We start from the raw sequence: 22,292 nt of genomic DNA, 5'->3' as shown, positions 1-22,292 counted from the left end.
TAAAAAACGAATGAATGCTCTAGCCCGCCGCGCCGCAGGCCTGCTGCTCAGCACAGTTTGTCTGCCCCTTTCAGCTTTGGCTGCCGATCCACAACCCACCCACGAATTCACCCTCGACAACGGCCTCAAGGTCGTCGTGCGCGAAGATCATCGTGCGCCGGTGGTGGTTTCCCAGGTCTGGTACAAGGTGGGCTCGAGCTACGAAACCCCGGGCCAGACCGGTTTGTCCCACGCCCTGGAACACATGATGTTCAAGGGCAGCGCCAAGGTCGGCCCCGGCGAAGCCTCGCTGATCCTGCGCGACCTGGGCGCCGAAGAAAACGCGTTCACCAGTGACGACTACACCGCTTACTATCAGGTGCTGGCCCGTGACCGCCTGGGCGTGGCCTTCGAGCTGGAAGCCGACCGCATGGCCAGCCTGCGCCTGCCGGCCGATGAGTTCAGCCGCGAAATCGAGGTAATCAAGGAAGAGCGCCGCCTGCGCACCGACGACAACCCGATGTCCAAGGCCTTTGAACGTTTCAAGGCCATGGCCTTCCCGGCCAGCGGCTATCACACGCCGACCATCGGCTGGATGGCCGACCTGGAACGCATGAAGGTCGAGGAACTGCGCCACTGGTACCAGGCCTGGTACGTACCGAACAACGCGACCCTGGTGGTGGTCGGCGATGTCACGCCGGACGAGGTGAAAACCCTGGCCCAGCGCTACTTCGGCCCGATCCCCAAGCGCGACGTCCCGCCCGCCAAGATTCCGCTGGAGCTGGCCGAGCCCGGCGAGCGCCTGCTGACCCTGCACGTGCAAACCCAGTTGCCGAGCGTCATGCTCGGTTTCAACGTGCCGGGCCTTGCGACTGCCGAGGACAAGCGCTCGGTACAAGCCCTGCGCCTGATCTCGGCCCTGCTCGACGGCGGCTACAGCGCGCGTATCTCCGAGCAGCTGGAGCGCGGTGAAGAACTGGTCTCCGCCGCCTCCACCAATTACGACGCCTATACCCGCGGCGATACCCTGTTCATGCTGAGCGCCACGCCTAACCAGCAGAAGAAAAAGACCGTCGCCCAAGCCGAAGCCGGCCTGTGGCGCCTGCTGGAAGAGCTCAAGGCCAAGCCGCCCACCGCCGAAGAACTCGAGCGCATCCGCGCCCAGGTGATAGCAGGCGTGGTCTACCAGCGCGACTCCATCACCAGCCAGGCCACGGCCATTGGCTCGCTGGAGACCGTCGGCCTGTCGTGGAAGCTGATGGACACTGAGCTTGCCGACCTGCAAAGCGTGACCCCGGAAGATATCCAAAAGGCTGCGCGCACCTATTTCACCCGCGAACGTCTGAGCGTCGCCCATGTTTTGCCCGAGGAGACCGCTCATGAGTGACCGCAAAAGCAGCCGCCTGATTCTGCCCGGCCTGATCGCCGTTACCCTCTGCGCGGCCAGTGCCGTGTACTTCCTGCGCCCGAGCGAATCCGTTGCCAGCCCGGCGCTGGACAAAGCTCAATCGGCCAGCAAGCTGCAATCGCTGGCTGAGCTTGACGGTAAAGCACCGACCAACCGCAAGCTCGATGTGCAGACCTGGACCACCGCCGAAGGCGCCAAGGTGCTGTTCGTCGAAGCCCATGAATTGCCGATGTTCGACGTGCGCATCCTGTTCGCCGCCGGCAGCAGCCAGGACGGCAACGTGCCGGGACTGGCCTTGATGACCAATGCCATGCTCAACGAAGGCGTGCCGGGCAAGGACGTCAGCCAGATCGCCAGCGGCTTTGAAGGCCTGGGCGCCGATTTTGGCAATGGCGCCTACCGCGACATGGCCCTGGTGTCCCTGCGCAGCCTGAGCGACAGCGACAAGCGCGAGGCCGCACTGGCGCTGTTCGATGACGTGATCGGCAAGCCGACGTTCCCCGCCGATTCACTGGCGCGCATCAAGAACCAGATCCTGGCCGGCTTCGAATACCAGAAACAGAACCCCGCCAAGCTGGCGAGCATCGAGCTGTTCAAGCGCCTGTACGGCGACCACCCGTACGCACACCCAAGCGAAGGCACGCCTGAAAGCGTTCCGGCGATTACCGTGCAACAGATGCAGGCCTTCCACGCCAAGGCCTACGCGGCGGGCAATGCGGTGATCGCAGTGGTCGGCGACCTGACCCGTGCCGAAGCCGAAGCCATGACCGCCAAGGTCTCTGCTGCGCTGCCCAAGGGCCCGGCCCTGGCGAAGATTGCCCAGCCGACGGAGCCCAAGGCCGGCCTGAGCCGCATCGAGTTCCCCTCCAAGCAAACCCACCTGCTGTTCGCCCAGTTGGGCATCGACCGTGCAGACCCGGATTACGCAGCCTTGTCCCTGGGCAACCAGATTCTCGGCGGCGGTGGCTTCGGCACCCGCTTGATGAGCGAAGTGCGCGAAAAGCGCGGCCTGACCTACGGCGTGTACTCCGGTTTCTCGCCGATGCAGGTGCGCGGCCCGTTCATGATCAACCTGCAGACCCGCGCCGAAATGAGCGGCGGCACCCTGCGCCTGGTCGAAGACGTGGTGGCTGACTACCTCAAAAACGGCCCCACCCAGAAAGAACTGGATGACGCCAAGCGCGAACTGGCCGGCAGCTTTCCGCTGTCCACCGCCAGCAACGCCGATATCGTCGGGCAGTTGGGGGCCATGGGTTTCTACAACCTGCCGCTGAGCTATCTGGAAGATTTCATGAAACAATCCCAGGCCCTGACCGTAGAGCAGGTCAAGGCTGCAATGAACAAACACTTGAGCGCCGACAAGATGGTCATCGTGACCGCCGGCCCGACGATTGCGCAAAAGCCACTACCGCCCCCCACTGATAAACCCGCCGAGCAGCCGCTCGGGGTTCCGGAGCATTAATGGCCAGTTCATCTCGCCCGAAAAAACCTGTCCACAACGTGCATAACGGTGTGGGTCAACTGCGCATCATTGGCGGTGAATGGGGCAGCCGCAAGCTGAGCTTCCCCGATGTCGTGGGCCTGCGCCCGACCCCGGATCGCGTGCGCGAAACCCTGTTCAACTGGCTGGCGCCGTACATCGGCGGCGCCAAGGTACTCGACCCGTTTGCCGGCAGTGGCGCGTTGTTCCTGGAGGCGCTGTCCCGTGGCGCAGCCCAGGCACAGGCGCTGGATGCGAGCAATGTGGCGGTGTCCAGTCTCAAGGAACACTTGGGTACCTTGCGCTGCACCAATGGCCAGGTCCAGACCGCCGACGCCTTGCGCTACCTGGAGACCCAGGCCGCCAGCGAATACGACGTAGTGTTCCTCGACCCACCGTTCAACCAGAACCTGCTGCCGACCGTGTGTGCGTTGCTGGAAGAACGCCAGTGGCTGGCGCCGGATGCGTGGATCTACACTGAAAGCGAGAGCGCGCCGTCGACGCTCGGCCTGCCGGGCAGCTGGCGCCTGCACCGGGAGCAGAAATCCGGGCGGGTGTATTACGCGCTGTGGCACCGCGCCCTGTAGGAGCGAGCTTGCTCGCCAAGGTCGAACAGGCGGCACGGGCTGCCTGATAGCGCTGCGTCATCGTTAACGTTTTTCGCGAGCAAGCTCGCTCCTACGGGGGGCGTGGCAAGCTCGTCCGGCAGCGAGTATTTCATGACTCCCTCTGTGGACCGCTTCAAACCCGCCTTCGGCCTCGGCAACCCCCACCTGCAAACACTATGGGGGCCGCTGTGGCGCCCGACCACCCACATCGAGCGCCAACGCGAACGTCTGTGGCTGGAAGACGGCGACTTTCTCGACCTCGACTGGCATGGCCCCCACGACGTGCAAGCGCCGCTGGTGCTGGTGTTGCACGGGCTGACCGGTTCGTCCAATTCGCCTTACGTCGCCGGCCTGCAAAAAGTCCTCGCCGCGCAAGGCTGGGCCAGCGCGGCATTGAACTGGCGTGGCTGTTCGGGCGAGCCGAACCTGTTGGCTCGCAGCTATCACTCCGGTGCCAGCGAAGACCTGGCCGCAGCGATTGCTCATCTGCGCACCAAGCGACCTTTGGCGCCGTTGTATGCGGTGGGTTATTCCCTGGGCGGCAATGTGTTGCTCAAGCATTTGGGCGAAACCGGTGCGGCTTCGGGGCTGCAAGGCGCGGCCGCAGTGTCGGTGCCGTTTCGCCTGGACCAATGCGCGGATCGTATCGGGCTGGGGTTTTCGCGGGTGTATCAGAAGCATTTCATGCGCGAGATGCTGGCGTATATCCGCGTCAAGCAACGTCAGTTTTTGCAGGATGGCCGTGAGGAAGGGCTGAAAACCCTGGAGGCACTGGGCTCTCTGGAGAAGATGCGCACGTTCTGGGACTTCGATGGGCGAGTGACTGCGCCGTTGCATGGCTTCTTGAGTGCTGAGGATTACTATCGCCGCGCCTCCAGTCGCTACTACCTGGGCGCTATCCGCACACCAACACTGATCATCCAGGCCGCCGATGACCCGTTTGTGTTTGCCCACAGCCTGCCCGAAGCCAGTGAGCTATCAGACTGTACGGAGTTTGAGCTGCTGGCCAAGGGTGGGCATGTGGGGTTTGTAGAGGGTTCGCTGAAACGCCCCGGCTACTATCTGGAACGCCGCATCCCCCAATGGCTACTGGCACAACATAGGTAAAAATGTGGGAGGGGGCTTGCCCCCGATAGCGGTGTGTCAGTCAGTACATCTGTTACTGATCCACCGCCATCGGGGGCAAGCCCCCTCCCACACTTTGATTGGGTTTGCAGATCTGGCCTTTAGTCGCCTGTCGCAATTTCACGAGCAGGATCCGTAATCCACTCACTCCAAGACCCCGCATACAACTTGCCCAATGGATACCCCGCCAAGCTCAGCGCAAACAGGTTATGGCACGCCGTTACCCCCGAACCGCAATACGCCACCAATTCTTCCGGCGGGCGCCCCTGCAATTGTGCGGCAAAGCGTTGCTTGAGTTGCTCGGCCGGCAAGAAACGACCATCACTGTCCAGGTTTTCATTGAAGGCCGCGCACTGCGCACCGGGAATATGCCCGGCAATCGGGTCGATGGGCTCTACTTCGCCACGAAAACGCGGCTGGGCGCGGGCGTCGATCAAGGTCAGGCCGGGCTGACCCAAGCGTTTTTGCACATGCTCGGCATCCAGCACCAGCCGATTATCCGGCGTACCGGTGAAGGTGCCCGGCTCAGTCACTGGCGCATCCAGGCTCAAGGGGAAACCGGCGCTGTGCCAGGCCTTGAGGCCACCATCGAGAATAAACACGCCATCACGCTTGCCCAGCCAGGTCAGCAGCCACCAGGCACGGGCGGCATAGGCACCGGGGCCGTCGTCATACAGCACCACGTCGGTGTCGGCACTGATGCCCCAGGCTCGCAGCTGTTCGGCGAAGGTGTCCGCCGCAGGCAAAGGATGACGGCCGGTCACACCCTTGATCACCTTGCCGCTGAGGTGGCGCTCCAGGTCGGCATATTGCGCCCCTTCGATATGCCCTTCGGCATAGCTGCACAGCCCGTAATCCGGGTCTTCCAGGGCAAAGCGGCAATCGAGGATCACCAGCCCTGCCAACTGCTGGCGCTCGGCCAACGCCTGGGGGCTGATCAATTGGGCAAGCGGCATGACTGACTCCTGTGCATACAAAGGGGAAAGGTCCTACTTCACTTCTTCCAGTGCCTGATTCAATGGCACGTAAAACTCTTTGAACAACGCATTCACCGCCGCCTTGGCCTGGGGCGTGACAAAACCCGCCTCCAACACCAGCACCTGGTATACCCCACGTTTTATCGCTTCAGCGCTCAAATGAGTGGAGTTTTCATTGGTGGTGCACAGGAACCGTACCCAGGAGGTGAGGATAATCCAGGCATTGAGGGTCAGGGCTTCGGTTTGCACCGGGTCCATTGTGAGAATGCCCGCGTCGACAAAGCCCTGGTAGATCGCCCCGCCCTGAATCAGGCAGCGCTGGGAAAACCGTCGATAGCCGGTGGCCAGCTCCGGGTCGCTTTCCAATAAGTGTTCGAGGTCGCGGTGCAGGAAGCGGTAGCGCCACATGCCGGCCAGTACGGCCTGCAGGTAGAAACGCTTGTCTTCCACCCTCATCGCGCGCCCTTGGGGCGGGCGCAGGAAACTGTCCACCAACGCTTCGTATTCGCGGAACAGCACGGCGATGATCGCCTGCTTATTGGGGAAGTGGTAGTACAGGTTGCCCGGGGAAATTTCCATATGGGCGGCGATATGGTTCGTGCTGACACTGCGCTCGCCCTGCTGGTTAAAAAGCTCCAGGCTGGTTTGCACAATGCGCTCGCTGGTCTTTACTCGTGGTGCCATAGGGATCAGCTTCCAAACACGGGATGGGGCATCTTACGGCCTATGCCGGTCAGGTTAAATCCAGATGTTACTGCAATGTTTATTTGACAATTTAGAGCAATGACTCTAAAAATCCAGGCAGACCTATAACAATCGGGATCGCGCCATGTCTGCCAACGTTGCCTACCTGCAAGAATCCCAGGCGCTGGATCATCTCCAGGACCTGTTCGAAGCGCAACGTCGCGCCTACGCCGCCAACCCGATGCCGCCGGCCGCGCAACGCCGCCAATGGCTCAAGGCCCTGCGCGATGTGCTCAGCAACGAACGCCAGGCGCTGATCAACGCAATCAGCCAGGACTTCAGCCATCGCAGCGCGGACGAAACCCTGTTCGCCGAGCTGATGCCCAGCCTGCAGGGTATTCACTACGCCAGCAAGCACCTCAAAGGTTGGATGAAACCTTCCCGCCGCGCTGTAGGCATTGCCTTTCAACCCGCGTCGGCCAAAGTCATCTACCAGCCGCTGGGTGTAGTGGGCGTCATCGTGCCTTGGAACTACCCGCTGTACCTGGCCGTCGGCCCGCTGGTCGGCGCCTTGGCCGCCGGCAACCGGGTGATGCTCAAGCTCAGCGAGTCCACGCCGGCCACCGGCGAACTGCTCAAGGCATTGCTGGCGAAAATCTTCCCCGAGGACCTGGTGTGCGTGGTGCTCGGCGAAGCCGAAGTCGGCATGGCGTTTTCCACGTTGCGCTTCGATCATTTGCTGTTCACCGGGGCCACCAGCATCGGCAGGCATGTGATGCGTGCGGCCGCCGAACACCTCACGCCGGTCACTCTGGAGCTGGGCGGCAAATCGCCAGCCATCGTCTCCGCCGATGTGCCGCTCAAGGATGCTGCCGAGCGTATCGCCTTCGGCAAGGCGTTGAACGCCGGGCAAACCTGCGTGGCACCCGACTATGTACTGGTACCGGAGGATCGTGTGGACGGCTTCGTCGAGGCTTACTCCGATGCGATTCGCGGGTTCTATCCGACCCTGACCGACAACCCGGACTACACGGCCATCATCAACGAGCGGCAACTGGCCAGGCTCAATGCCTACGCCAAGGACGCCACTGACAAAGGCGCCACCCTGATTGCGCTGCACGACCAGGGCCAGGCACGGCGCATGCCTCACAGCCTGCTGCTGAACGTGAGTGACGAGATGAAGGTGATGCAGGATGAGATCTTTGGTCCGCTGTTGCCGATCGTGCCCTATCGCGGCATTGATGAGGCCTTTGCCTACATCAACCAGCGCCCGCGTCCACTGGCCCTGTATTACTTCGGCTACAACAAGACCGAACAGAACCGCGTGCTCCACGAGACCCACTCCGGCGGCGTGTGCCTGAACGACACCCTGCTGCAGGTGGCCCAGGATGACCTGCCGTTTGGTGGCATCGGCCCCTCCGGCATGGGTCATTACCACGGTCGCGAAGGTTTCCTGACATTCAGCAAGGCCAAGGGCGTACTGGTCAAACAGCGTCTGAACGCGGCGAAGTTGATCTACCCGCCCTACGGGAAATCCATCCAGACGTTGATCCAGAAGCTGTTTATCCGCTGAAACCGCCACCACCGGGACAATAAAGACAATGAATCCCAGCCTGACTGAAACACCTGCGCTGTCGCGGCGCGGCGTCTTGAAAATCGGCCTGTGCGCCAGCGCCTTCCTGGCGACCGCCGGGCTGGGCGCCAGCCTCAGCGGTTGCTCGAGCAGCACGCCGGCCAGCGGTTTTGCGATGTTGCGCGCCAGTGACTTGCCGTTCCTGCGCGCGGTCATCCCGGTGCTGCTGGAAGGCGCCGCCAGCGCGCAGTCCGTCAGCGCCGGGTTGGAAGACACCCTGAAAAAGCTCGACTACAGCCTTCAGCACCTGTCGCCGGAAATGTTCAAGCTCACCCAACAGCTGTTCGACGTGTTGAGCCTGGGCATTACCCGAGGACCGTTGACCGGCATCTGGGGCAGTTGGGAAAACGCCGGCAGCGAGCAGATCCGCAACTTCCTGCACCGCTGGGAAAACAGCTACCTGAACCTGCTGCGCATGGGCCAGGGCTCGCTGCTCAAGCTGGTGATCATGGCCTGGTACTTCCGGCCCGAGTCCTGGGCCCATTGCGGCTACCCCGGCCCGCCGAAGATCTGATCTGCATCCCTCACAATAAAAAAGAGACGACCCTGATGCCCGTACCCGATCTGTTCCGCGACGGCTTGGCCCGTGGCTGGAAAACCCACAATGGCGCCGCCCTCGACAGCGACCTGACCCTGGAAGCCGACGTGGCCATCATCGGCAGCGGTGCCGGTGGCGGCACCACCGCGGAAATTCTCAGCGCCGCCGGCTACAAGGTGCTGTTGATCGAAGAAGGCCCACTCAAGACCAGCAGCGATTTCAAGCTGCTGGAAGACGAAGCCTATGCCAGCCTGTACCAGGAAGGGATCGGGCGCATGAGCAAGGACGGTGCGATTACCATCCTGCAGGGCCGGGCAGTGGGCGGCACCACGCTGATCAACTGGACCTCCAGCTTCCGCACCCCCGATGCCACCCTCGCCCACTGGGCCAGCGAATACGCGGTGAAGGGCCATAGCAGCGCCGAAATGGCGCCGTGGTTCGAGACCATGGAACAGCGCCTGGGTATTGCGCCGTGGGCCCTGCCGCCGAACGCCAACAACGACGTGATCCGCAAAGGCTGCGAAAAGCTCGGCTACAGCTGGCACGTGATCCCGCGCAATGTGCGCGGCTGCTTCAACCTGGGTTATTGCGGCATGGGCTGCCCGGTCAACGCCAAGCAGTCGATGCTGGTGACCACCATCCCCGCCACTCTGGACAAAGGTGGCGAGCTGCTCTACCTGGCCCGAGCCGAGCGCCTCAACTACAGCGGCGACACGATCAGCAGCCTGGAATGCGTGGCCATGGACGCACGCTGCGTAGCCCCTACCGGGCGCACGATCAGCGTGAAAGCCAGGCATTACGTACTCTCGGGCGGCGGCATCAACAGCCCGGCACTGCTGATGCGCTCGGACGCGCCCGACCCGCATTCACGGCTGGGCAAGCGCACCTTCCTGCACCTGGTGAATTTCTCCGCCGGGTTGTTCGACGAGGTGATCAATCCGTTCTACGGGGCGCCGCAGTCGATCTATTCCGACCACTTCCAGTGGCAGGACGGCACTACCGGCAAAATGTCCTACAAGCTAGAAGCACCACCCTTGCATCCAGGGCTGGCGAGTACCTTGTTTGGCGGCTACGGGGCGCAGAATGCCTTGGACATGAGCCGATTGCCCCATACCCACGCCATGCTCGCGCTGTTGCGCGACGGGTTTCACCCCGACAGCCCTGGCGGCACGGTGGAACTGCGCGGTGACGGTACGCCGGTGCTCGACTATCAGGTCTCGCCCTATGCCTGGGACGGCCTGCGCCGGGCCTTTCACAGCATGGCGGAGATTCAGTTCGCGGCGGGCGCCACCTCGGTCAAGCCCCTGCACCACGACGCCCGCTACGTGAACACCTTGGCCGAGGCGCGCAGCGTAATTGATGGGTTGAACCTCCAATTGCATCGCACCACCCTGGGCAGCGCCCATGTGATGGGCGGTTGCGCCATGGGCGAAGACCCGAAAAACGCGGTGACCGACAGCCTTGGGCGCCACCACCAACTGCGCAACCTGTCGATTCACGACGGCTCGCTGTTTCCTACCAGCATTGGGGCAAATCCCCAGTTGTCGGTGTATGGATTGAGCGCCCAACTGGCGTCAGCCTTGGCCGAACGTCTGAAAACAGCGTGAAAAACCGTTCGATTCACGGCATTTATCTCCATAAGTCGACTTGGCCGACCGGGATGGCTGCGATACCATCCGATTCCCCAACGGACTCCGCCAGGACGACGCGATGAACCGAGTGTTGTACCCAGGTACCTTCGACCCGATTACCAAAGGCCATGGCGATCTGGTCGAACGCGCCTCTCGCCTGTTCGACCATGTGATCATCGCGGTTGCCGCCAGCCCCAAGAAAAACCCGTTGTTTCCCCTGGAGCAACGCGTGGAGCTGGCACGTGAAGTCACCCGGCACCTGCCTAATGTGGAAGTGGTGGGCTTTTCGACACTGCTGGCGCACTTTGCCAAGGAGCAGAACGCCAATGTGTTCCTGCGTGGCCTGCGCGCGGTGTCGGATTTCGAATATGAATTCCAGCTGGCCAACATGAACCGCCAATTGGCGCCGGACGTGGAAAGCCTGTTCCTCACGCCGTCGGAACGTTATTCGTTCATTTCCTCGACGTTGGTGCGCGAAATCGCCGCTTTGGGCGGAGATATCACCAAATTCGTGCACCCGGCCGTGGCGGACGCGCTCACCCTGCGCTTCAAGAAGTAAGACCGCTCACTCGGCGCCCGCTCGCACTGCGGGCGCCAATGCGGCACAATTGCGCGCATTCGTTTTCAATGCCCTGGCTGACAGCCCTGGCAGGAGTTTTCATGTCCCTGATCATCACCGACGATTGCATCAATTGCGACGTCTGCGAACCCGAGTGCCCGAACGCTGCGATTTCCCAGGGTGAAGAGATCTATGTGATCGATCCCAACCTGTGCACGCAATGTGTCGGCCACTACGACGAACCCCAGTGCCAGCAGGTGTGCCCGGTGGATTGCATTCCGCTGGATGAGGCCCATCCTGAGACTGAAGAGCAGTTGATGGAGAAGTACCGGAAGATTACCGGTAAGGCCTGAGTTTCTTTAGCGCCTGTAAAGGCCTCATCGGGGGCAAGCCCCCTCCCACATTTTGAATGTATTCACAAATCAAAGTGTGGGAGGGGGCTTGCCCCCGATGGCTGTGGCAGCCCTTACACAGTAATCAGCTCTGACATTTGGGACAAAACACACTCGCCCGCTGCCCCAGCACCACATTGCGCAACTCGGTCCCGCAGACCTTGCACGCCTCGCCGCCTCGGCCATACACGAACAGTTCCTGCTGGAAATACCCCGGCTGCCCGTCGCCGCCGATAAAATCGCGCAGGGTGGTACCGCCCCGCTCGATCGCTGCAGCCAGCACGCGCTTGATTTCGATCGCCAGCCTCAGGTAACGCGCCCGCGATATACCGCCCGCCGCACGACGCGGATCGATCCCCGCCGCAAACAGCGCTTCGGTCGCATAGATATTGCCCACGCCCACCACCACGGCGTTATCCATGATGAACGGCTTCACTGCCATCGACCGTCCACGGGACTGCTGGAACAAGCGTTCGCCATCAAACAGCGCGGTCAACGGCTCGGGCCCCAGGCGGATCAGCAGCTCGTGGTTGTGCGGGTCCTGGCTCCAGAGCATTGCGCCAAAACGCCGGGGGTCGGTATAGCGCAGGGCCAGGCCGGATTCCAGCTCGATGTCCACATGCTCATGCTTGGCCGCAGGCATGCCCACTTCCACCAGGCGCAGGTTGCCCGACATGCCCAGGTGGCTGATCAAGGTGCCCACTTCGGCGTTGATCAACAGGTACTTGGCGCGCCGTTCCACCAGCACGATGCGCTGCCCGGACAGGCGCACATCAAGGTCTTCGGGGATCGGCCAGCGCAGGCGACGCTCACGCACCACCACTCGGCTGACGCGCTGGCCCTCCAGGTGAGGGGCAATCCCGCGCCGGGTGGTTTCGACTTCTGGTAACTCAGGCATGTGTACCTCGGGAAGAAAGGCTCAGTGCGCGCCCAGTTCGCGGATCGACAACTTCATGCTTTCGAAGTCGTAGTCCGACAGGCCCACGTAATCGAGCACCAGATGGCTGATCGCATCCCACTCATGGTCAACGGCCTGGTTGCCCAGCACGCGATAGGACGAACAGATATGCTCGGCCATTTTCAGGATCGCCAGCAGGTTCTTGAGGACGGGGTTGCGCGACGACTCATCGCTGAAAATCGCCAGGGCGTTGTGGTGATTGGCGATGGCGTCAGTGACATGCTCCGGCAGGCGCCAGGACTTGGCGGTGTAGTAACCCACCACGGCATGGTTAGTGTTGAACGCGTTGTTCTCGGTGTCGACCACACGGCAATCCGGGCCGGCATTGGCGTAGGCCTGCTCCAGCACCGTCATGTAGTTCGGGAACCGCTTGAGCATCAGCGGCACGCCGCAGTCGTGGAACAGGCCCAGGGCATAGGCTTCGTCAACCGTCTGGGAGCCGGTGCGCTTGGCCAGGCTCAGGCACGTCATGGCCACATCCTGGGCGGTGTCCCAGAAGCGGTTGAGCGTGACGATGGTGTCGTCGCTCATCTCGCCCTTGATCGACAGCGCATTGATCAGGTTGATGACCGAGCGGCTGCCCAACAGGTTCACCGCGCGCTGAATCGAGGCGATCTTGTTGCTCAGGCCGTAATACGGCGAGTTGACGATCTTCAGTAATGCGCCGGACAGGCCCGGGTCCTGGGCGATCAACCGGGCGATCACTTCCAGGTCCGGGTCGGGCATGTACTGCTCCATCTGCAAATCCACCATGATTTGCGGCTGGGGCGGTACGCTGATGCCTTGCAGGACCTGCTGGATCTGTTCGGCGGAAAGCTCTTGGGACATAAGTACACACTCTGGGCTAGGTGTGGATTCTACCCTTTAAGCAGACCGGGCCGACACCCAAATGCCCGATTGAAACTCGATCAAATGTGGGAGGGGGCTTGCCCCCGATTGCGATATATCAATGAAAGATGAGCTGACTGACCCACCGCTATCGGGGGCAAGCCCCCTCCCACATGTCCGGCGGCGCCGCCAAGCAATGCACAACACGGTATACTCCCGCTCTTTTTTCCGGAGCGACGTCATGTCCCTGCCAAGCCTGCGTCTCAAAGCCAACGCCGATCGTCGTTTGCGCAACGGCCACCTGTGGGTCTACAGCAACGAAATCGACGTGGCCGCCACCCCACTCCACGGCTTCCAGGCAGGCGACCAGGCTATCCTGGAAGCGGCCGGCGGCAAGACCCTGGGCATCGTGGCCATGAGCCCGAACAACCTGATCTGCGCCCGCCTGCTGTCGCGCGACATCAAGTTGCCGCTGGACAAGTCGCTGCTGGTGCACCGCCTGAACGTCGCCCTGTCGCTGCGCGAGCGCCTGTTCGACAAGCCGTTCTACCGCCTGGTCTATGGCGATTCCGATCTGCTGCCGGGCCTGGTGGTCGACCGTTTCGGCGACATCCTGGTCGTGCAGATCGCCTCGGCGACCATGGAAGCCCATAAAGAAGACGTGATCGCTGCCCTGACCCAGGTGCTCAAGCCCAGCGGCATCCTGTTCAAGAACGACTCCGCCGCGCGCGACGCCGAAGGCCTCAACCGCTACGTCGAAACCGTATTCGGCCTGGTGCCGGAATGGGTGGCGCTGGAAGAAAACGGCGTGAAATTCGAAGCCCCGGTGATCCAAGGCCAGAAAACCGGCTGGTTCTACGACCACCGCATGAACCGCGCACGCCTGGCGCCGTATGCCAAAGGCAAGCGCGTTCTGGACCTGTACAGCTACATCGGCGGCTGGGGCGTGCAAGCCGCCGCTTTCGGCGCCAGTGAAGTGTTCTGCGTCGACGCGTCGGCCTTCGCCCTCGACGGCGTGGAGCGCAACGCCGCGCTCAACGGCGTGGCCGAGAAGATGACCTGCATCGAAGGCGACGTCTTCGAAGCGCTCAAGGAACTCAAAGCCAGCGAAGAACGCTTCGACGTGATCGTCGCCGACCCACCGGCCTTCATCAAACGCAAAAAAGACATGAAAAACGGCGAAGGCGCCTACCGCCGCCTGAACGAGCAAGCCATGCGCCTGCTCAGCAAGGACGGCATCCTCGTCAGCGCCTCGTGCTCCATGCACCTGCCCGAAGACGACCTGCAGAACATCCTGCTCACCAGCGCTCGCCACCTGGACCGCAACATCCAGATGCTCGAACGCGGCGGCCAGGGCCCGGATCATCCGGTGCATCCGGCGATTGTCGAGACGCGGTATATCAAGAGCATTACGTGCCGTTTGTTGCCCAATAGCTAAACCGACCACCTTGTAGGAGCGAGCTTGCTCGCGAAAAACCCGAGAACGCCGCGGAGTATCAAATACCCCGCGTTATCGTTGACGTTCTTCGCGAGCAAGCTCGCTCCTACAGGTAGAGGTGCCTTATAGCCAGATGGCGTCCCATAGCGGGTATTGGCCAATGTGCTCGACCAAGCCCGCGCGCAGTGGGTTTGCGACGATGTAGCGAGCCATTGCCTTCAAGTCCTCCTCACGACGCAGCGCCCTGTCGAAATAGCCTTTTTGCCAAAGCACTCCGAAGGACTGTCTTGCCTTATTGACTGCACGGGCACTTCGCGATTTGGTTCGCTGCATGAGCCTGGGCAAATCGCCGTTGTGCAACTCCACCAGCCAGTGGAAATGGTCGGGCATGACCACCCAGGCCAGTGACGTTGCATCTCCATCTTCCTGAGCCTTTCTGAATTCGCGGACCAGCAAGCGACCGATAAGCCAGTCTTGAAAAATGCGTTGCCGTTGATGGGTGACAGCCGTTAGCAAGTAGATACGGCCCGACTCTGAATAGCGCCCCTTGCGCAGCCGATAAGCATTTTGCTGAGTGGACATTCCTTCGTCCTCTTCTGTGATTGGAAGAGAAACGGTAGGAGCTGAAGCGCCAATCAGCCCTCAAACAATTGTTCTGGATATGTCCATCCTTGTAGGAGCGAGCTTGCTCGCGAAAAACAAATAGACGCCACCGGCTACCTGATAGCGCTGCGTTATCGTTGACGATCTTCACGAGCAAGCTCGCTCCTACAGGTAGACGGCCATTCCCTCCAGCCGCCAGCGGTGTAGAATCGGCCCTATTCATCGCCAGTCATCCCCCGGCGGGTTTATGAGCTCGAGGCCCAAGCACGCGGCGATCCCGCGACGCGAGTGGCAACTTCCGGACACACGGCCATTTTCTGAGTGTTCCAGACGTCAATAGAAGCTCTCTCCCCTTTAGCACCTGATTAGTAAGTGATTAGCCGCCCGGAGTGCTCCAATGCCTGATTACCGCTCGAAAACATCCACCCACGGCCGCAACATGGCCGGCGCGCGCGCATTGTGGCGTGCCACGGGGATGAAAGATGACGACTTCAAGAAGCCGATCATCGCGATTGCCAACTCGTTTACCCAATTCGTACCCGGCCACGTCCACCTCAAGGACCTGGGTCAACTGGTCGCCCGCGAGATCGAACGCGCCGGCGGCGTGGCCAAGGAATTCAATACCATCGCCGTGGATGACGGCATCGCCATGGGCCATGACGGCATGCTGTATTCGCTGCCGAGCCGCGAGATCATCGCCGACTCCGTGGAGTACATGGTCAACGCCCACTGCGCCGACGCCATTGTGTGCATCTCCAACTGCGACAAGATCACCCCCGGCATGCTGATGGCCGCCCTGCGCCTGAACATCCCGGTGATCTTCGTCTCCGGCGGCCCGATGGAAGCCGGCAAGACCAAGCTTGCCTCCCATGGCCTGGACCTGGTCGACGCCATGGTCATCGCCGCCGATTCCAGCGCGTCTGACGAGAAGGTCGCGGAATACGAGCGCAGCGCTTGCCCGACCTGCGGTTCGTGCTCCGGCATGTTCACCGCCAACTCGATGAACTGCCTGGTGGAAGCCCTGGGCCTGGCCTTGCCGGGCAACGGTTCCACACTGGCCACCCACAGCGACCGCGAGCAGCTGTTCCTGCAGGCCGGCCGCACCATCGTCGAGCTATGCAAGCGTTACTACACCGAGAATGATGAGTCGGTACTGCCGCGCAATATCGCCAACTTCAAGGCGTTCGAGAACGCCATGACCCTGGACATCGCCATGGGCGGTTCCACCAACACCATCCTGCATTTGCTGGCCGCCGCCCAGGAAGCCGAGATCGACTTCGACCTGCGCGACATCGACCGCCTGTCACGCCACGTGCCGCAGCTGTGCAAGGTCGCGCCGAACATCCAGAAGTACCACATGGAAGACGTGCACCGCGCCGGCGGGATCTTCTCGATCCTCGGCTCCCTGGCCCGTGGCGGCCTGTTGCACACTGACCTGCCGACCGTGCACAGCAAATCCCTGGCCGAAGGCATCGCCAAGTGGGACATCACCCAGACTGACGACGAAGCGGTGCATCACTTCTTCAAAGCCGGCCCGGCGGGTATCCCGACCCAGACCGCGTTCAGCCAGTCGACCCGTTGGGACACCCTGGACGACGACCGTGAAAACGGCTGCATCCGCAGCGTCGAGCACGCCTACTCGCAAGAAGGCGGCCTGGCCGTGCTGTACGGCAACATCGCCCTCGACGGTTGCGTGGTGAAAACCGCCGGTGTGGATGAATCCATCCACGTCTTCGAAGGCCGCGCCAAGATCTACGAAAGCCAGGACAGCTCGGTACGCGGCATCCTCGCCGACGAAGTGAAAGAAGGCGACATCGTGATCATCCGCTACGAAGGCCCCAAAGGCGGCCCGGGTATGCAGGAAATGCTCTACCCCACTTCGTACCTCAAGTCCAAAGGCCTGGGCAAGGCCTGCGCCCTGCTCACCGACGGTCGCTTCTCCGGCGGCACCTCGGGCCTGTCCATCGGCCACGCCTCGCCGGAAGCTGCTGCCGGTGGCGCGATTGGTCTTGTACAGGATGGCGACAAGGTGCTGATCGACATCCCGAACCGCTCGATCAACCTGTTGGTCAGCGATGAAGAACTGGCGGCGCGTCGGGTCGAGCAGGACAAGAAGGGCTGGAAACCGGTGGAGAAACGTCCACGCAAGGTGACCACCGCGTTGAAGGCGTATGCGCTGCTGGCGACCAGTGCCGACAAGGGCGCTGTGCGTAACAAGGCGATGCTGGATGGGCTGTAAGTCTAATCTGCCTTCGCTCTATCGCTGCCCCTGAAAAATGCCCCGTACCCACGGGGCATTTTTTTACCCCGCCTGACGCGCCGCGTCCCTTGCACTGCCATCTGGAACCCTTTTACCGAATCGCCCACCAAGCGAGACGATCGATTTAACCAAAGGGTGGTGCGATGAAGATATCGGACGGCGTTCCTCCAGCAGAATTCCGGGCCCAGGACTACGCCCCCTGTGCACCTCAGCGCTCTGAAAACAGCACCAGGCGTTTACGTCCTGACGAAATGGCCAACACCTTGCTCGGCAAAACCATAAGCCCTGAAACTGCGTTTCGGATGAGGGAAATGGTCACGGTGGACAGCCGAGGCATGATCACTAAAGTTCAACCCAGGCACTTGTCCAACAGCAACTTTACAGACATCTCCAATTCAATCACCGCGCCACTGACTCAGCGACCACAGCCTGCGCAAGAGCTGATAAGGACGCCCAAGGAAGTGCTGTTGGCGTTGACCCTTGCGATTGCAGAGTCGGAGCTGGATACCTCGATCAAAACGCCCATCATCGAGCGCCTTAAAGTAAGCTGGCTGGATAACAGGAGTTCAAGAGACATTACGCAAAACCTTATAACGCAGCTTCAGCGCGACCTGTCATTCGAAGCGAAAAAAAACCAGGCGTTACTGTCGAGAATAGAGGAGATATCAAATACCCTGGAAAAGGAATTTTATATTACCAAACGCAATGACAATTACTATGGACGGCTTTTCGACACTGCGTTTTCAGAATATGTAATTAACAATCCCACGGCACAATCGCACCACATCAACGAATTGCTGACGCAAAAACTTCTAACGGACTTCAACAGTTACCCACCTGCCATGCAACTCGCGCTGTGCGCGGAAATCCATCAGAGGATGCGCGACGACCCACCCGGATGGCGCGAACAGATCAAGGAAACTCAAGAATTCCTGCGAGCCTTCGATACGCAAAAATTTACCGCCATGCTGCAAAGTCGCGACCCTTATGCGATTCCATTGACCTTGTCGCTGGCAGTGAAATATATGTTGGTGGCCCCCAATTTACGGCCACTGGCGGAGGTGGCAACGCAGCACTATATCGATGTCATCGAGAACCAGCGAGAGCGGATTGAATCTCTCGAAAACAGCAACTTTCGCAGCGATCGATACGGGCTATTGCTACCTTATCAGTCAGCACCACAGCAACCGACCCGCCTGCTGGGCACCAAGGGCATCAGGCCGATTGACTGCTACCAACTTACCACACAGAAAATAACTCCACACAATCGAGCCGCGCTGCACGCTGAGCGTGCAATAGGCACCGGCATGTCCGGCAGCACCAACGTGCTGAACCATTTATTTAAAAGTCTGACCGAGGAAGGCAAGGTATTTTCCATGGAGCATGCGAAAACCCTGACGGCGGCCTATCTCACCTTCAGCGGAGGCCACTCGCTTAACGAAGCCTATACGGTGTTTTCGTATAACGATCAGAAAAACTTCACGCCTTTATTATTCAATCAACTGGCAGGCGCGGACCAATATAACGCCGACGCAGTAGAACACGCTTATCAAAGAGTGCTTGATGCCTGCAAATTATTGAACACTTCACGCTCGAGGCATTGATTTTATAGATACTTTTTAAATACCCAACACTGAATTGCCTGAAAAATCAGGAAAGGGCGTAAACCGCCATCTGTAGGAGCGAGCTTGCTCGCGAAAAACGTCAACGATAACGCGCGCTTCCTGACTGAACGCGGTGCCTGTGAGCTTTTCGCGAGCAAGAGCTAGGCACCCCCCTCGCTCCTACAAAAGCGTTATCAGGGCAAGCCCCCTCCCACATTTTTTACTGCATCCAGCCTGTTACTGGATATCTTCCGGCTTGACGATCACCCAGTTCTTGTCCGCCGTTACCGGCAACCCCTCCTTGGCCTGCGCCGCCGCATGCTTGGCGATCATGCCATTAAGCTGGGTCATGTATTTGTCCTTGCGGTTGATCCACAAGTGAATGCCGCCCTTGGCCACATCCACGTCATGAAACAGCATGTAGCCATCGCTGGTTGGCGTGTCGCCGCCGACGATCACCGGTTTTTTCCATTCGTCGATATAGGTGAGGATCGCCGCGTGCTTGCCGGCCATCCAGGTCGCCGGGGTCCACAGATACGGGGTCAGTTCCAGGCCGAGGTTGGCCTTCTCGTCATACTTGCCGGCGGCAATCTGTTTGCGCGCGGTGGTCAGTTCGCCTGTGTTGCGGTCCTTGAGCAGGGTGGTCACGCCGATCACATTCTCGGGTTTGACGTTGTAGCCGTACTTCGGATCGGCGGCGACCATGCGCACCAGTTCCTCGGAGGCGGCGGTCATCACGTACACCTCGATGCCGTTCTCCATCAGCTTGTTGTACAGCTCGGCCTGGCCGGTGAAGACTTTCGGTGGCTGCACCTCGGACTTTTTCACCGTATCGCCTTCAAAATAGCTGACGGGAACGGGTTTGCCGGAGGCCATCAACTCGTCGACCTGGACCTTGAGTTCCTTGAGCGTAAACCCGGAAAACACCTGGGCCACCCACGGGTAGCACACCATGTCGTCCACTTCGCAGAGGCGATAGTAGTAACTGAACAGGCTTTCCTTATGGTCGGCGGTGTCTTTGAACGGCATCAGCTTGAGCGACGGATCGAGGCTGTCGCGGGTGATCAGGCCCTTGTTTTCCATGTACGGCAGCAAGGACTCTTCAAGGTCGTAGCGGTAGCTGGTGTTGTCCATGTCGAACACCGCGAAGTTACCCTTGTTGGCGTTGGCGGCGATCATCTCGTTCAACTGTTTGGCGGCAGGCGCCGGCCAGTGTTTCAACTCGGTGGCGGCGAATACCTGGCTGGCGAGTCCGAGGCAAAGCGCGGCGGCAAGCAATTTCGGCGCAAGCTTCATAAGCGTTTCTTCCTGAGTGAAAAACATCGACGCTAACAAATCCCTGTGACAGTTCCCGTGTCGAGCCCGACCGTGTGCATCCTGATCGCGCCAGGGTCGTACGCCAGAGCGTCAAGCGCTTATTCCAAAAACGACAGTCACCATTCCATATCGGTATTAAATCAATATATTTCAAGCTGTTAGGCTTCCCTGTTCGCAATCGCAGGCTCGCGCGATTGGCTGCCTTCTCAACGGAGCTTCAATGAATCTTCCCCTGATTCTCAACTTACTGGTGTTCGTGGCCCTGTTGCTGGGCCTGGCACAAACCCGCCGTACGAACTGGAGCCTGGCCAAGAAGGTCCTGTTCGCCCTGGTGCTTGGCGTGGTGTTCGGTGTGGTGCTGCACGCCATCTACGGGGCCGGTCACCCGGTACTCAAGGCCTCCATAGGCTGGTTTGACCTGGTCGGCAACGGCTATGTGCAACTGCTGCAAATGATCGTGATCCCGCTGGTGTTCGCCTCGATCCTCAGTGCCGTGGCGCGCCTGCACAACGCCTCGTCCCTGGGCAAGATCAGCTTCCTGACCATCGGCACTTTGCTGTTCACCACCGCGATCGCGGCGCTGATCGGTATCGGCCTGACCAACCTGTTCGGCCTCACCGCCGAAGGGCTGGTCGCCGGCACCCAGGAAATGGCGCGCCTGCAAGTGATCCAGAACGATTACGCGGGCAAGGTCGCCGACCTGAATATCCCGCAATTGCTGCTGTCGTTCGTGCCGGCCAACCCGTTCGCCGACCTGGCCCGGGCCAAGCCGACGTCGATCATCAGCGTGGTGATTTTCGCCGCGTTCCTGGGGGTTGCCGCGCTGCAACTGCTCAAGGACGACGTGGAAAAAGGCCAGAAGGTGCTCAACGCCATCGACACGCTGCAAGCCTGGGTGATGCGCCTGGTGCGCCTGGTCATGAAGCTGACCCCGTACGGTGTTCTGGCGCTGATGACCAAGGTGGTCGCCAGCTCCAACCTGCAGGACATCATCAAGCTCGGCAGCTTTGTCGTGGTGTCGTACCTGGCCCTGGGCCTGATGTTTGTGGTGCATGGCCTGTTGCTGTCGCTGGCCGGGGTCAATCCGCTGCGCTTCTTCCGCAAGGTCTGGCCGGTACTGACCTTTGCCTTCACCAGCCGCTCCAGCGCCGCCTCGATCCCCTTGAGTATTGAAGCGCAGACCCGCCGCCTGGGAATCCCGCAGTCCATTGCCGGTTTCGCCGCTTCGTTTGGCGCGACCATCGGCCAGAACGGCTGTGCAGGGCTCTATCCGGCGATGTTGGCGGTGATGGTCGCGCCGACCGTCGGCATCAACCCGCTGGACCCGCTGTGGATCGCGACGCTGGTCGCGATTGTGACCCTGAGCTCGGCCGGTGTGGCGGGTGTGGGCGGTGGTGCGACCTTCGCGGCATTGATCGTGCTGCCGGCCATGGGCTTGCCGGTGTCACTGGTGGCGCTGCTGATTTCCGTGGAGCCGCTGATCGACATGGGCCGTACGGCGCTGAACGTGAATGGCTCGATGACGGCGGGGGCGATTACCAGCCAGATCATGGGGCAGACGGACAAGGCGTTGCTCGAGGCCGATGAGCATGCTGAGTTAGCGCAGGTCTGATAGAGCGCTATCGGGGGCAAGCTCCCTCCCACATTTTGATGTGCGAATACATTCAAGTGTGGGAGGGGGCCTGCCCCCGATGCTTTTAAGCTTTCTCCCAGACTTCAAAGTTGTAAGCCGGTTTATCCCCTTCGGCTGGGTTCTCCACGTTCGACACCAACGTCCACTGGTTCGCATCAAACGCCGGAAACCACGCATCCCCTTCCGGGCTCAACGCCACCCGCGTCAGGTACAGGCGATCCGCCTGCTCCAGCCCCTGGGCATACAACTGCGCGCCGCCGATCAACATCAGCTCGTCCACGCCCTGGGCCTTGGCCCACTCCTCCGCGCGCGCTATCGCCGCCTCCAGTGACGCAAATACTTGCGCACCTTCGAGCACCAGGTCGGTCTGACGACTGACCACAATGTTCAGCCGCCCCGGCAACGGTCGGCCCAGGGAATCCCAGGTCTTGCGCCCCATAATGATCGGCTTGCCCAGGGTGGTGGCCTTGAAATACTTGAAATCCCCCGGCAAATGCCAGGGCATGCTGTTGTCGACGCCGATCACGCGGTTTTCACCGAGGGCTGCGATCAGGCTTAAAGGGAGAGTTTTTTTCATGGTCACGAGAATACCAGAGCTGCGAGTCAGCAGTTATGCTCCAACCTCACGAACACAACA

19 protein-coding genes and 1 pseudogene are annotated in these 22,292 nt (G+C 60.7%); 13 read left to right on the top strand and 7 right to left on the bottom strand.

The window, feature by feature from the left end; translation table 11 throughout:
• Nucleotides 1–10: 10 nt before the first annotated feature.
• The 4 genes from BFQ00_RS17270 (at nucleotide 11) to BFQ00_RS17255 (ending at nucleotide 4,582) form a co-directional block, all read left to right on the top strand.
• Nucleotides 11–1,366 carry a M16 family metallopeptidase gene (locus BFQ00_RS17270; RefSeq protein WP_065885340.1) on the top strand — a complete coding sequence of 452 codons (1,356 nt, stop codon included), beginning with the start codon at nucleotides 11–13 and terminating at the stop codon, nucleotides 1,364–1,366.
• A complete protein-coding gene (locus tag BFQ00_RS17265) occupies nucleotides 1,359–2,849 on the top strand; it encodes a M16 family metallopeptidase (RefSeq protein WP_065934208.1) in 1,491 nt (496 codons plus the stop codon). Before BFQ00_RS17270 ends, BFQ00_RS17265 begins: the two co-directional genes overlap by 8 nt.
• Nucleotides 2,849–3,454, top strand: a complete 606-nt coding sequence (gene rsmD / locus BFQ00_RS17260) for a 16S rRNA (guanine(966)-N(2))-methyltransferase RsmD (protein WP_065934207.1) — start codon at nucleotides 2,849–2,851, stop codon at nucleotides 3,452–3,454. The genes BFQ00_RS17265 and rsmD overlap by 1 nt, the downstream gene beginning before the upstream one ends.
• Before the next feature lie 132 nt (nucleotides 3,455–3,586).
• Nucleotides 3,587–4,582: a hydrolase gene (locus BFQ00_RS17255; protein WP_065934206.1), complete on the top strand. Its 996-nt coding sequence runs from the start codon at nucleotides 3,587–3,589 to the stop codon at nucleotides 4,580–4,582.
• A 119-nt stretch (nucleotides 4,583–4,701) separates the two neighbouring features.
• Here the strand turns inward: BFQ00_RS17255 and BFQ00_RS17250 are convergent, their stop codons facing one another.
• Both BFQ00_RS17250 and BFQ00_RS17245 read right to left on the bottom strand, forming a co-directional pair.
• Nucleotides 4,702–5,556 carry a sulfurtransferase gene (locus BFQ00_RS17250; protein ID WP_065934205.1) on the bottom strand — a complete coding sequence of 285 codons (855 nt, stop codon included), beginning with the start codon at nucleotides 5,554–5,556 and terminating at the stop codon, nucleotides 4,702–4,704.
• Between the two features lie 33 nt (nucleotides 5,557–5,589).
• A complete protein-coding gene (locus BFQ00_RS17245; protein WP_065934204.1) occupies nucleotides 5,590–6,261 on the bottom strand; it encodes a TetR/AcrR family transcriptional regulator in 672 nt (223 codons plus the stop codon).
• A 133-nt stretch (nucleotides 6,262–6,394) separates the two neighbouring features.
• On the opposite strand from BFQ00_RS17245, the pseudogene BFQ00_RS17240 reads away from it, so the two are divergent.
• From BFQ00_RS17240 to BFQ00_RS17220, 5 genes and pseudogenes are all read left to right on the top strand, one after another.
• Nucleotides 6,395–7,834 (top strand): annotated as a pseudogene (locus BFQ00_RS17240) (coniferyl aldehyde dehydrogenase); the annotation flags it as partial.
• A 28-nt stretch (nucleotides 7,835–7,862) separates the two neighbouring features.
• Entirely contained in the window at nucleotides 7,863–8,408 is a 546-nt protein-coding gene (locus BFQ00_RS17235; protein WP_065891588.1) for a twin-arginine translocation pathway signal protein, read from the top strand.
• 35 nt (nucleotides 8,409–8,443) lie between these two features.
• Nucleotides 8,444–10,039, top strand: a complete 1,596-nt coding sequence (locus BFQ00_RS17230; protein WP_065934202.1) for a GMC family oxidoreductase — start codon at nucleotides 8,444–8,446, stop codon at nucleotides 10,037–10,039.
• 103 nt (nucleotides 10,040–10,142) lie between these two features.
• A complete protein-coding gene (coaD, locus tag BFQ00_RS17225; protein WP_003234650.1) occupies nucleotides 10,143–10,622 on the top strand; it encodes a pantetheine-phosphate adenylyltransferase in 480 nt (159 codons plus the stop codon).
• Between the two features lie 101 nt (nucleotides 10,623–10,723).
• Nucleotides 10,724–10,975, top strand: coding sequence for a YfhL family 4Fe-4S dicluster ferredoxin (locus BFQ00_RS17220; RefSeq protein WP_003195146.1), 252 nt, complete (start codon nucleotides 10,724–10,726; stop codon nucleotides 10,973–10,975).
• Between the two features lie 124 nt (nucleotides 10,976–11,099).
• Here BFQ00_RS17220 and mutM read toward each other — a convergent pair whose 3' ends face one another.
• Nucleotides 11,100–11,912 carry a bifunctional DNA-formamidopyrimidine glycosylase/DNA-(apurinic or apyrimidinic site) lyase gene (mutM, locus tag BFQ00_RS17215; protein WP_065891590.1) on the bottom strand — a complete coding sequence of 271 codons (813 nt, stop codon included), beginning with the start codon at nucleotides 11,910–11,912 and terminating at the stop codon, nucleotides 11,100–11,102.
• Between the two features lie 21 nt (nucleotides 11,913–11,933).
• The gene (locus BFQ00_RS17210; RefSeq protein WP_065934201.1) at nucleotides 11,934–12,800 is read right to left on the bottom strand and encodes an HDOD domain-containing protein; all 867 of its coding nucleotides are present in this window, start codon (nucleotides 12,798–12,800) and stop codon (nucleotides 11,934–11,936) included.
• A 241-nt stretch (nucleotides 12,801–13,041) separates the two neighbouring features.
• On the opposite strand from BFQ00_RS17210, the gene BFQ00_RS17205 reads away from it, so the two are divergent.
• Nucleotides 13,042–14,238, top strand: coding sequence for a class I SAM-dependent rRNA methyltransferase (locus tag BFQ00_RS17205; RefSeq protein WP_065885329.1), 1,197 nt, complete (start codon nucleotides 13,042–13,044; stop codon nucleotides 14,236–14,238).
• Nucleotides 14,239–14,361: 123 nt separating this feature from the next.
• Here the strand turns inward: BFQ00_RS17205 and BFQ00_RS17200 are convergent, their stop codons facing one another.
• Nucleotides 14,362–14,820, bottom strand: a complete 459-nt coding sequence (locus tag BFQ00_RS17200) for an REP-associated tyrosine transposase (protein WP_065896131.1) — start codon at nucleotides 14,818–14,820, stop codon at nucleotides 14,362–14,364.
• A 418-nt stretch (nucleotides 14,821–15,238) separates the two neighbouring features.
• Between BFQ00_RS17200 and ilvD the strand changes: the two genes are divergently transcribed.
• Both ilvD and BFQ00_RS17190 read left to right on the top strand, forming a co-directional pair.
• The gene (gene ilvD, locus BFQ00_RS17195) at nucleotides 15,239–17,080 is read left to right on the top strand and encodes a dihydroxy-acid dehydratase (RefSeq protein WP_065885327.1); all 1,842 of its coding nucleotides are present in this window, start codon (nucleotides 15,239–15,241) and stop codon (nucleotides 17,078–17,080) included.
• A 164-nt stretch (nucleotides 17,081–17,244) separates the two neighbouring features.
• Nucleotides 17,245–18,705, top strand: coding sequence for a hypothetical protein (locus BFQ00_RS17190; protein ID WP_130183833.1), 1,461 nt, complete (start codon nucleotides 17,245–17,247; stop codon nucleotides 18,703–18,705).
• 237 nt (nucleotides 18,706–18,942) lie between these two features.
• Here the strand turns inward: BFQ00_RS17190 and BFQ00_RS17185 are convergent, their stop codons facing one another.
• Nucleotides 18,943–20,001, bottom strand: a complete 1,059-nt coding sequence (locus BFQ00_RS17185; RefSeq protein WP_065896128.1) for a phosphorylcholine phosphatase — start codon at nucleotides 19,999–20,001, stop codon at nucleotides 18,943–18,945.
• 241 nt (nucleotides 20,002–20,242) lie between these two features.
• Between BFQ00_RS17185 and BFQ00_RS17180 the strand changes: the two genes are divergently transcribed.
• A complete protein-coding gene (locus BFQ00_RS17180; RefSeq protein WP_065885324.1) occupies nucleotides 20,243–21,634 on the top strand; it encodes an L-cystine transporter in 1,392 nt (463 codons plus the stop codon).
• Between the two features lie 85 nt (nucleotides 21,635–21,719).
• Here BFQ00_RS17180 and BFQ00_RS17175 read toward each other — a convergent pair whose 3' ends face one another.
• Nucleotides 21,720–22,232 (bottom strand): dihydrofolate reductase, encoded by a 513-nt coding sequence (locus BFQ00_RS17175; RefSeq protein ID WP_065934199.1) that lies wholly within the window; start codon nucleotides 22,230–22,232, stop codon nucleotides 21,720–21,722.
• Nucleotides 22,233–22,292 lie beyond the last annotated feature (60 nt).

The sequence above is a fragment of the Pseudomonas sp. 28 E 9 genome, from assembly GCF_900004785.1.
Lineage (GTDB): Bacteria > Pseudomonadota > Gammaproteobacteria > Pseudomonadales > Pseudomonadaceae > Aquipseudomonas > Aquipseudomonas orientalis_A.
Note: the sequence above shows the minus strand (reverse complement) of the source record. Positions and strands in the feature narration are given on the sequence as shown.

Coding starts and splice junctions, on each gene's coding strand:
- ilvD (WP_065885327.1), top strand. CDS start 15,239: ATGCCTGATTACCGCTCGAAAACATCCACCCACGGCCGCAACATGGCC.
- BFQ00_RS17245 (WP_065934204.1), bottom strand. CDS start 6,261: ATGGCACCACGAGTAAAGACCAGCGAGCGCATTGTGCAAACCAGCCTG.
- BFQ00_RS17270 (WP_065885340.1), top strand. CDS start 11: ATGAATGCTCTAGCCCGCCGCGCCGCAGGCCTGCTGCTCAGCACAGTT.
- BFQ00_RS17220 (WP_003195146.1), top strand. CDS start 10,724: ATGTCCCTGATCATCACCGACGATTGCATCAATTGCGACGTCTGCGAA.
- BFQ00_RS17250 (WP_065934205.1), bottom strand. CDS start 5,556: ATGCCGCTTGCCCAATTGATCAGCCCCCAGGCGTTGGCCGAGCGCCAG.
- BFQ00_RS17175 (WP_065934199.1), bottom strand. CDS start 22,232: ATGAAAAAAACTCTCCCTTTAAGCCTGATCGCAGCCCTCGGTGAAAAC.
- BFQ00_RS17180 (WP_065885324.1), top strand. CDS start 20,243: ATGAATCTTCCCCTGATTCTCAACTTACTGGTGTTCGTGGCCCTGTTG.
- BFQ00_RS17255 (WP_065934206.1), top strand. CDS start 3,587: ATGACTCCCTCTGTGGACCGCTTCAAACCCGCCTTCGGCCTCGGCAAC.
- BFQ00_RS17210 (WP_065934201.1), bottom strand. CDS start 12,800: ATGTCCCAAGAGCTTTCCGCCGAACAGATCCAGCAGGTCCTGCAAGGC.
- BFQ00_RS17205 (WP_065885329.1), top strand. CDS start 13,042: ATGTCCCTGCCAAGCCTGCGTCTCAAAGCCAACGCCGATCGTCGTTTG.
- coaD (WP_003234650.1), top strand. CDS start 10,143: ATGAACCGAGTGTTGTACCCAGGTACCTTCGACCCGATTACCAAAGGC.
- BFQ00_RS17265 (WP_065934208.1), top strand. CDS start 1,359: ATGAGTGACCGCAAAAGCAGCCGCCTGATTCTGCCCGGCCTGATCGCC.
- mutM (WP_065891590.1), bottom strand. CDS start 11,912: ATGCCTGAGTTACCAGAAGTCGAAACCACCCGGCGCGGGATTGCCCCT.
- BFQ00_RS17190 (WP_130183833.1), top strand. CDS start 17,245: ATGAAGATATCGGACGGCGTTCCTCCAGCAGAATTCCGGGCCCAGGAC.
- BFQ00_RS17200 (WP_065896131.1), bottom strand. CDS start 14,820: ATGTCCACTCAGCAAAATGCTTATCGGCTGCGCAAGGGGCGCTATTCA.
- BFQ00_RS17230 (WP_065934202.1), top strand. CDS start 8,444: ATGCCCGTACCCGATCTGTTCCGCGACGGCTTGGCCCGTGGCTGGAAA.
- BFQ00_RS17185 (WP_065896128.1), bottom strand. CDS start 20,001: ATGAAGCTTGCGCCGAAATTGCTTGCCGCCGCGCTTTGCCTCGGACTC.
- BFQ00_RS17235 (WP_065891588.1), top strand. CDS start 7,863: ATGAATCCCAGCCTGACTGAAACACCTGCGCTGTCGCGGCGCGGCGTC.
- rsmD (WP_065934207.1), top strand. CDS start 2,849: ATGGCCAGTTCATCTCGCCCGAAAAAACCTGTCCACAACGTGCATAAC.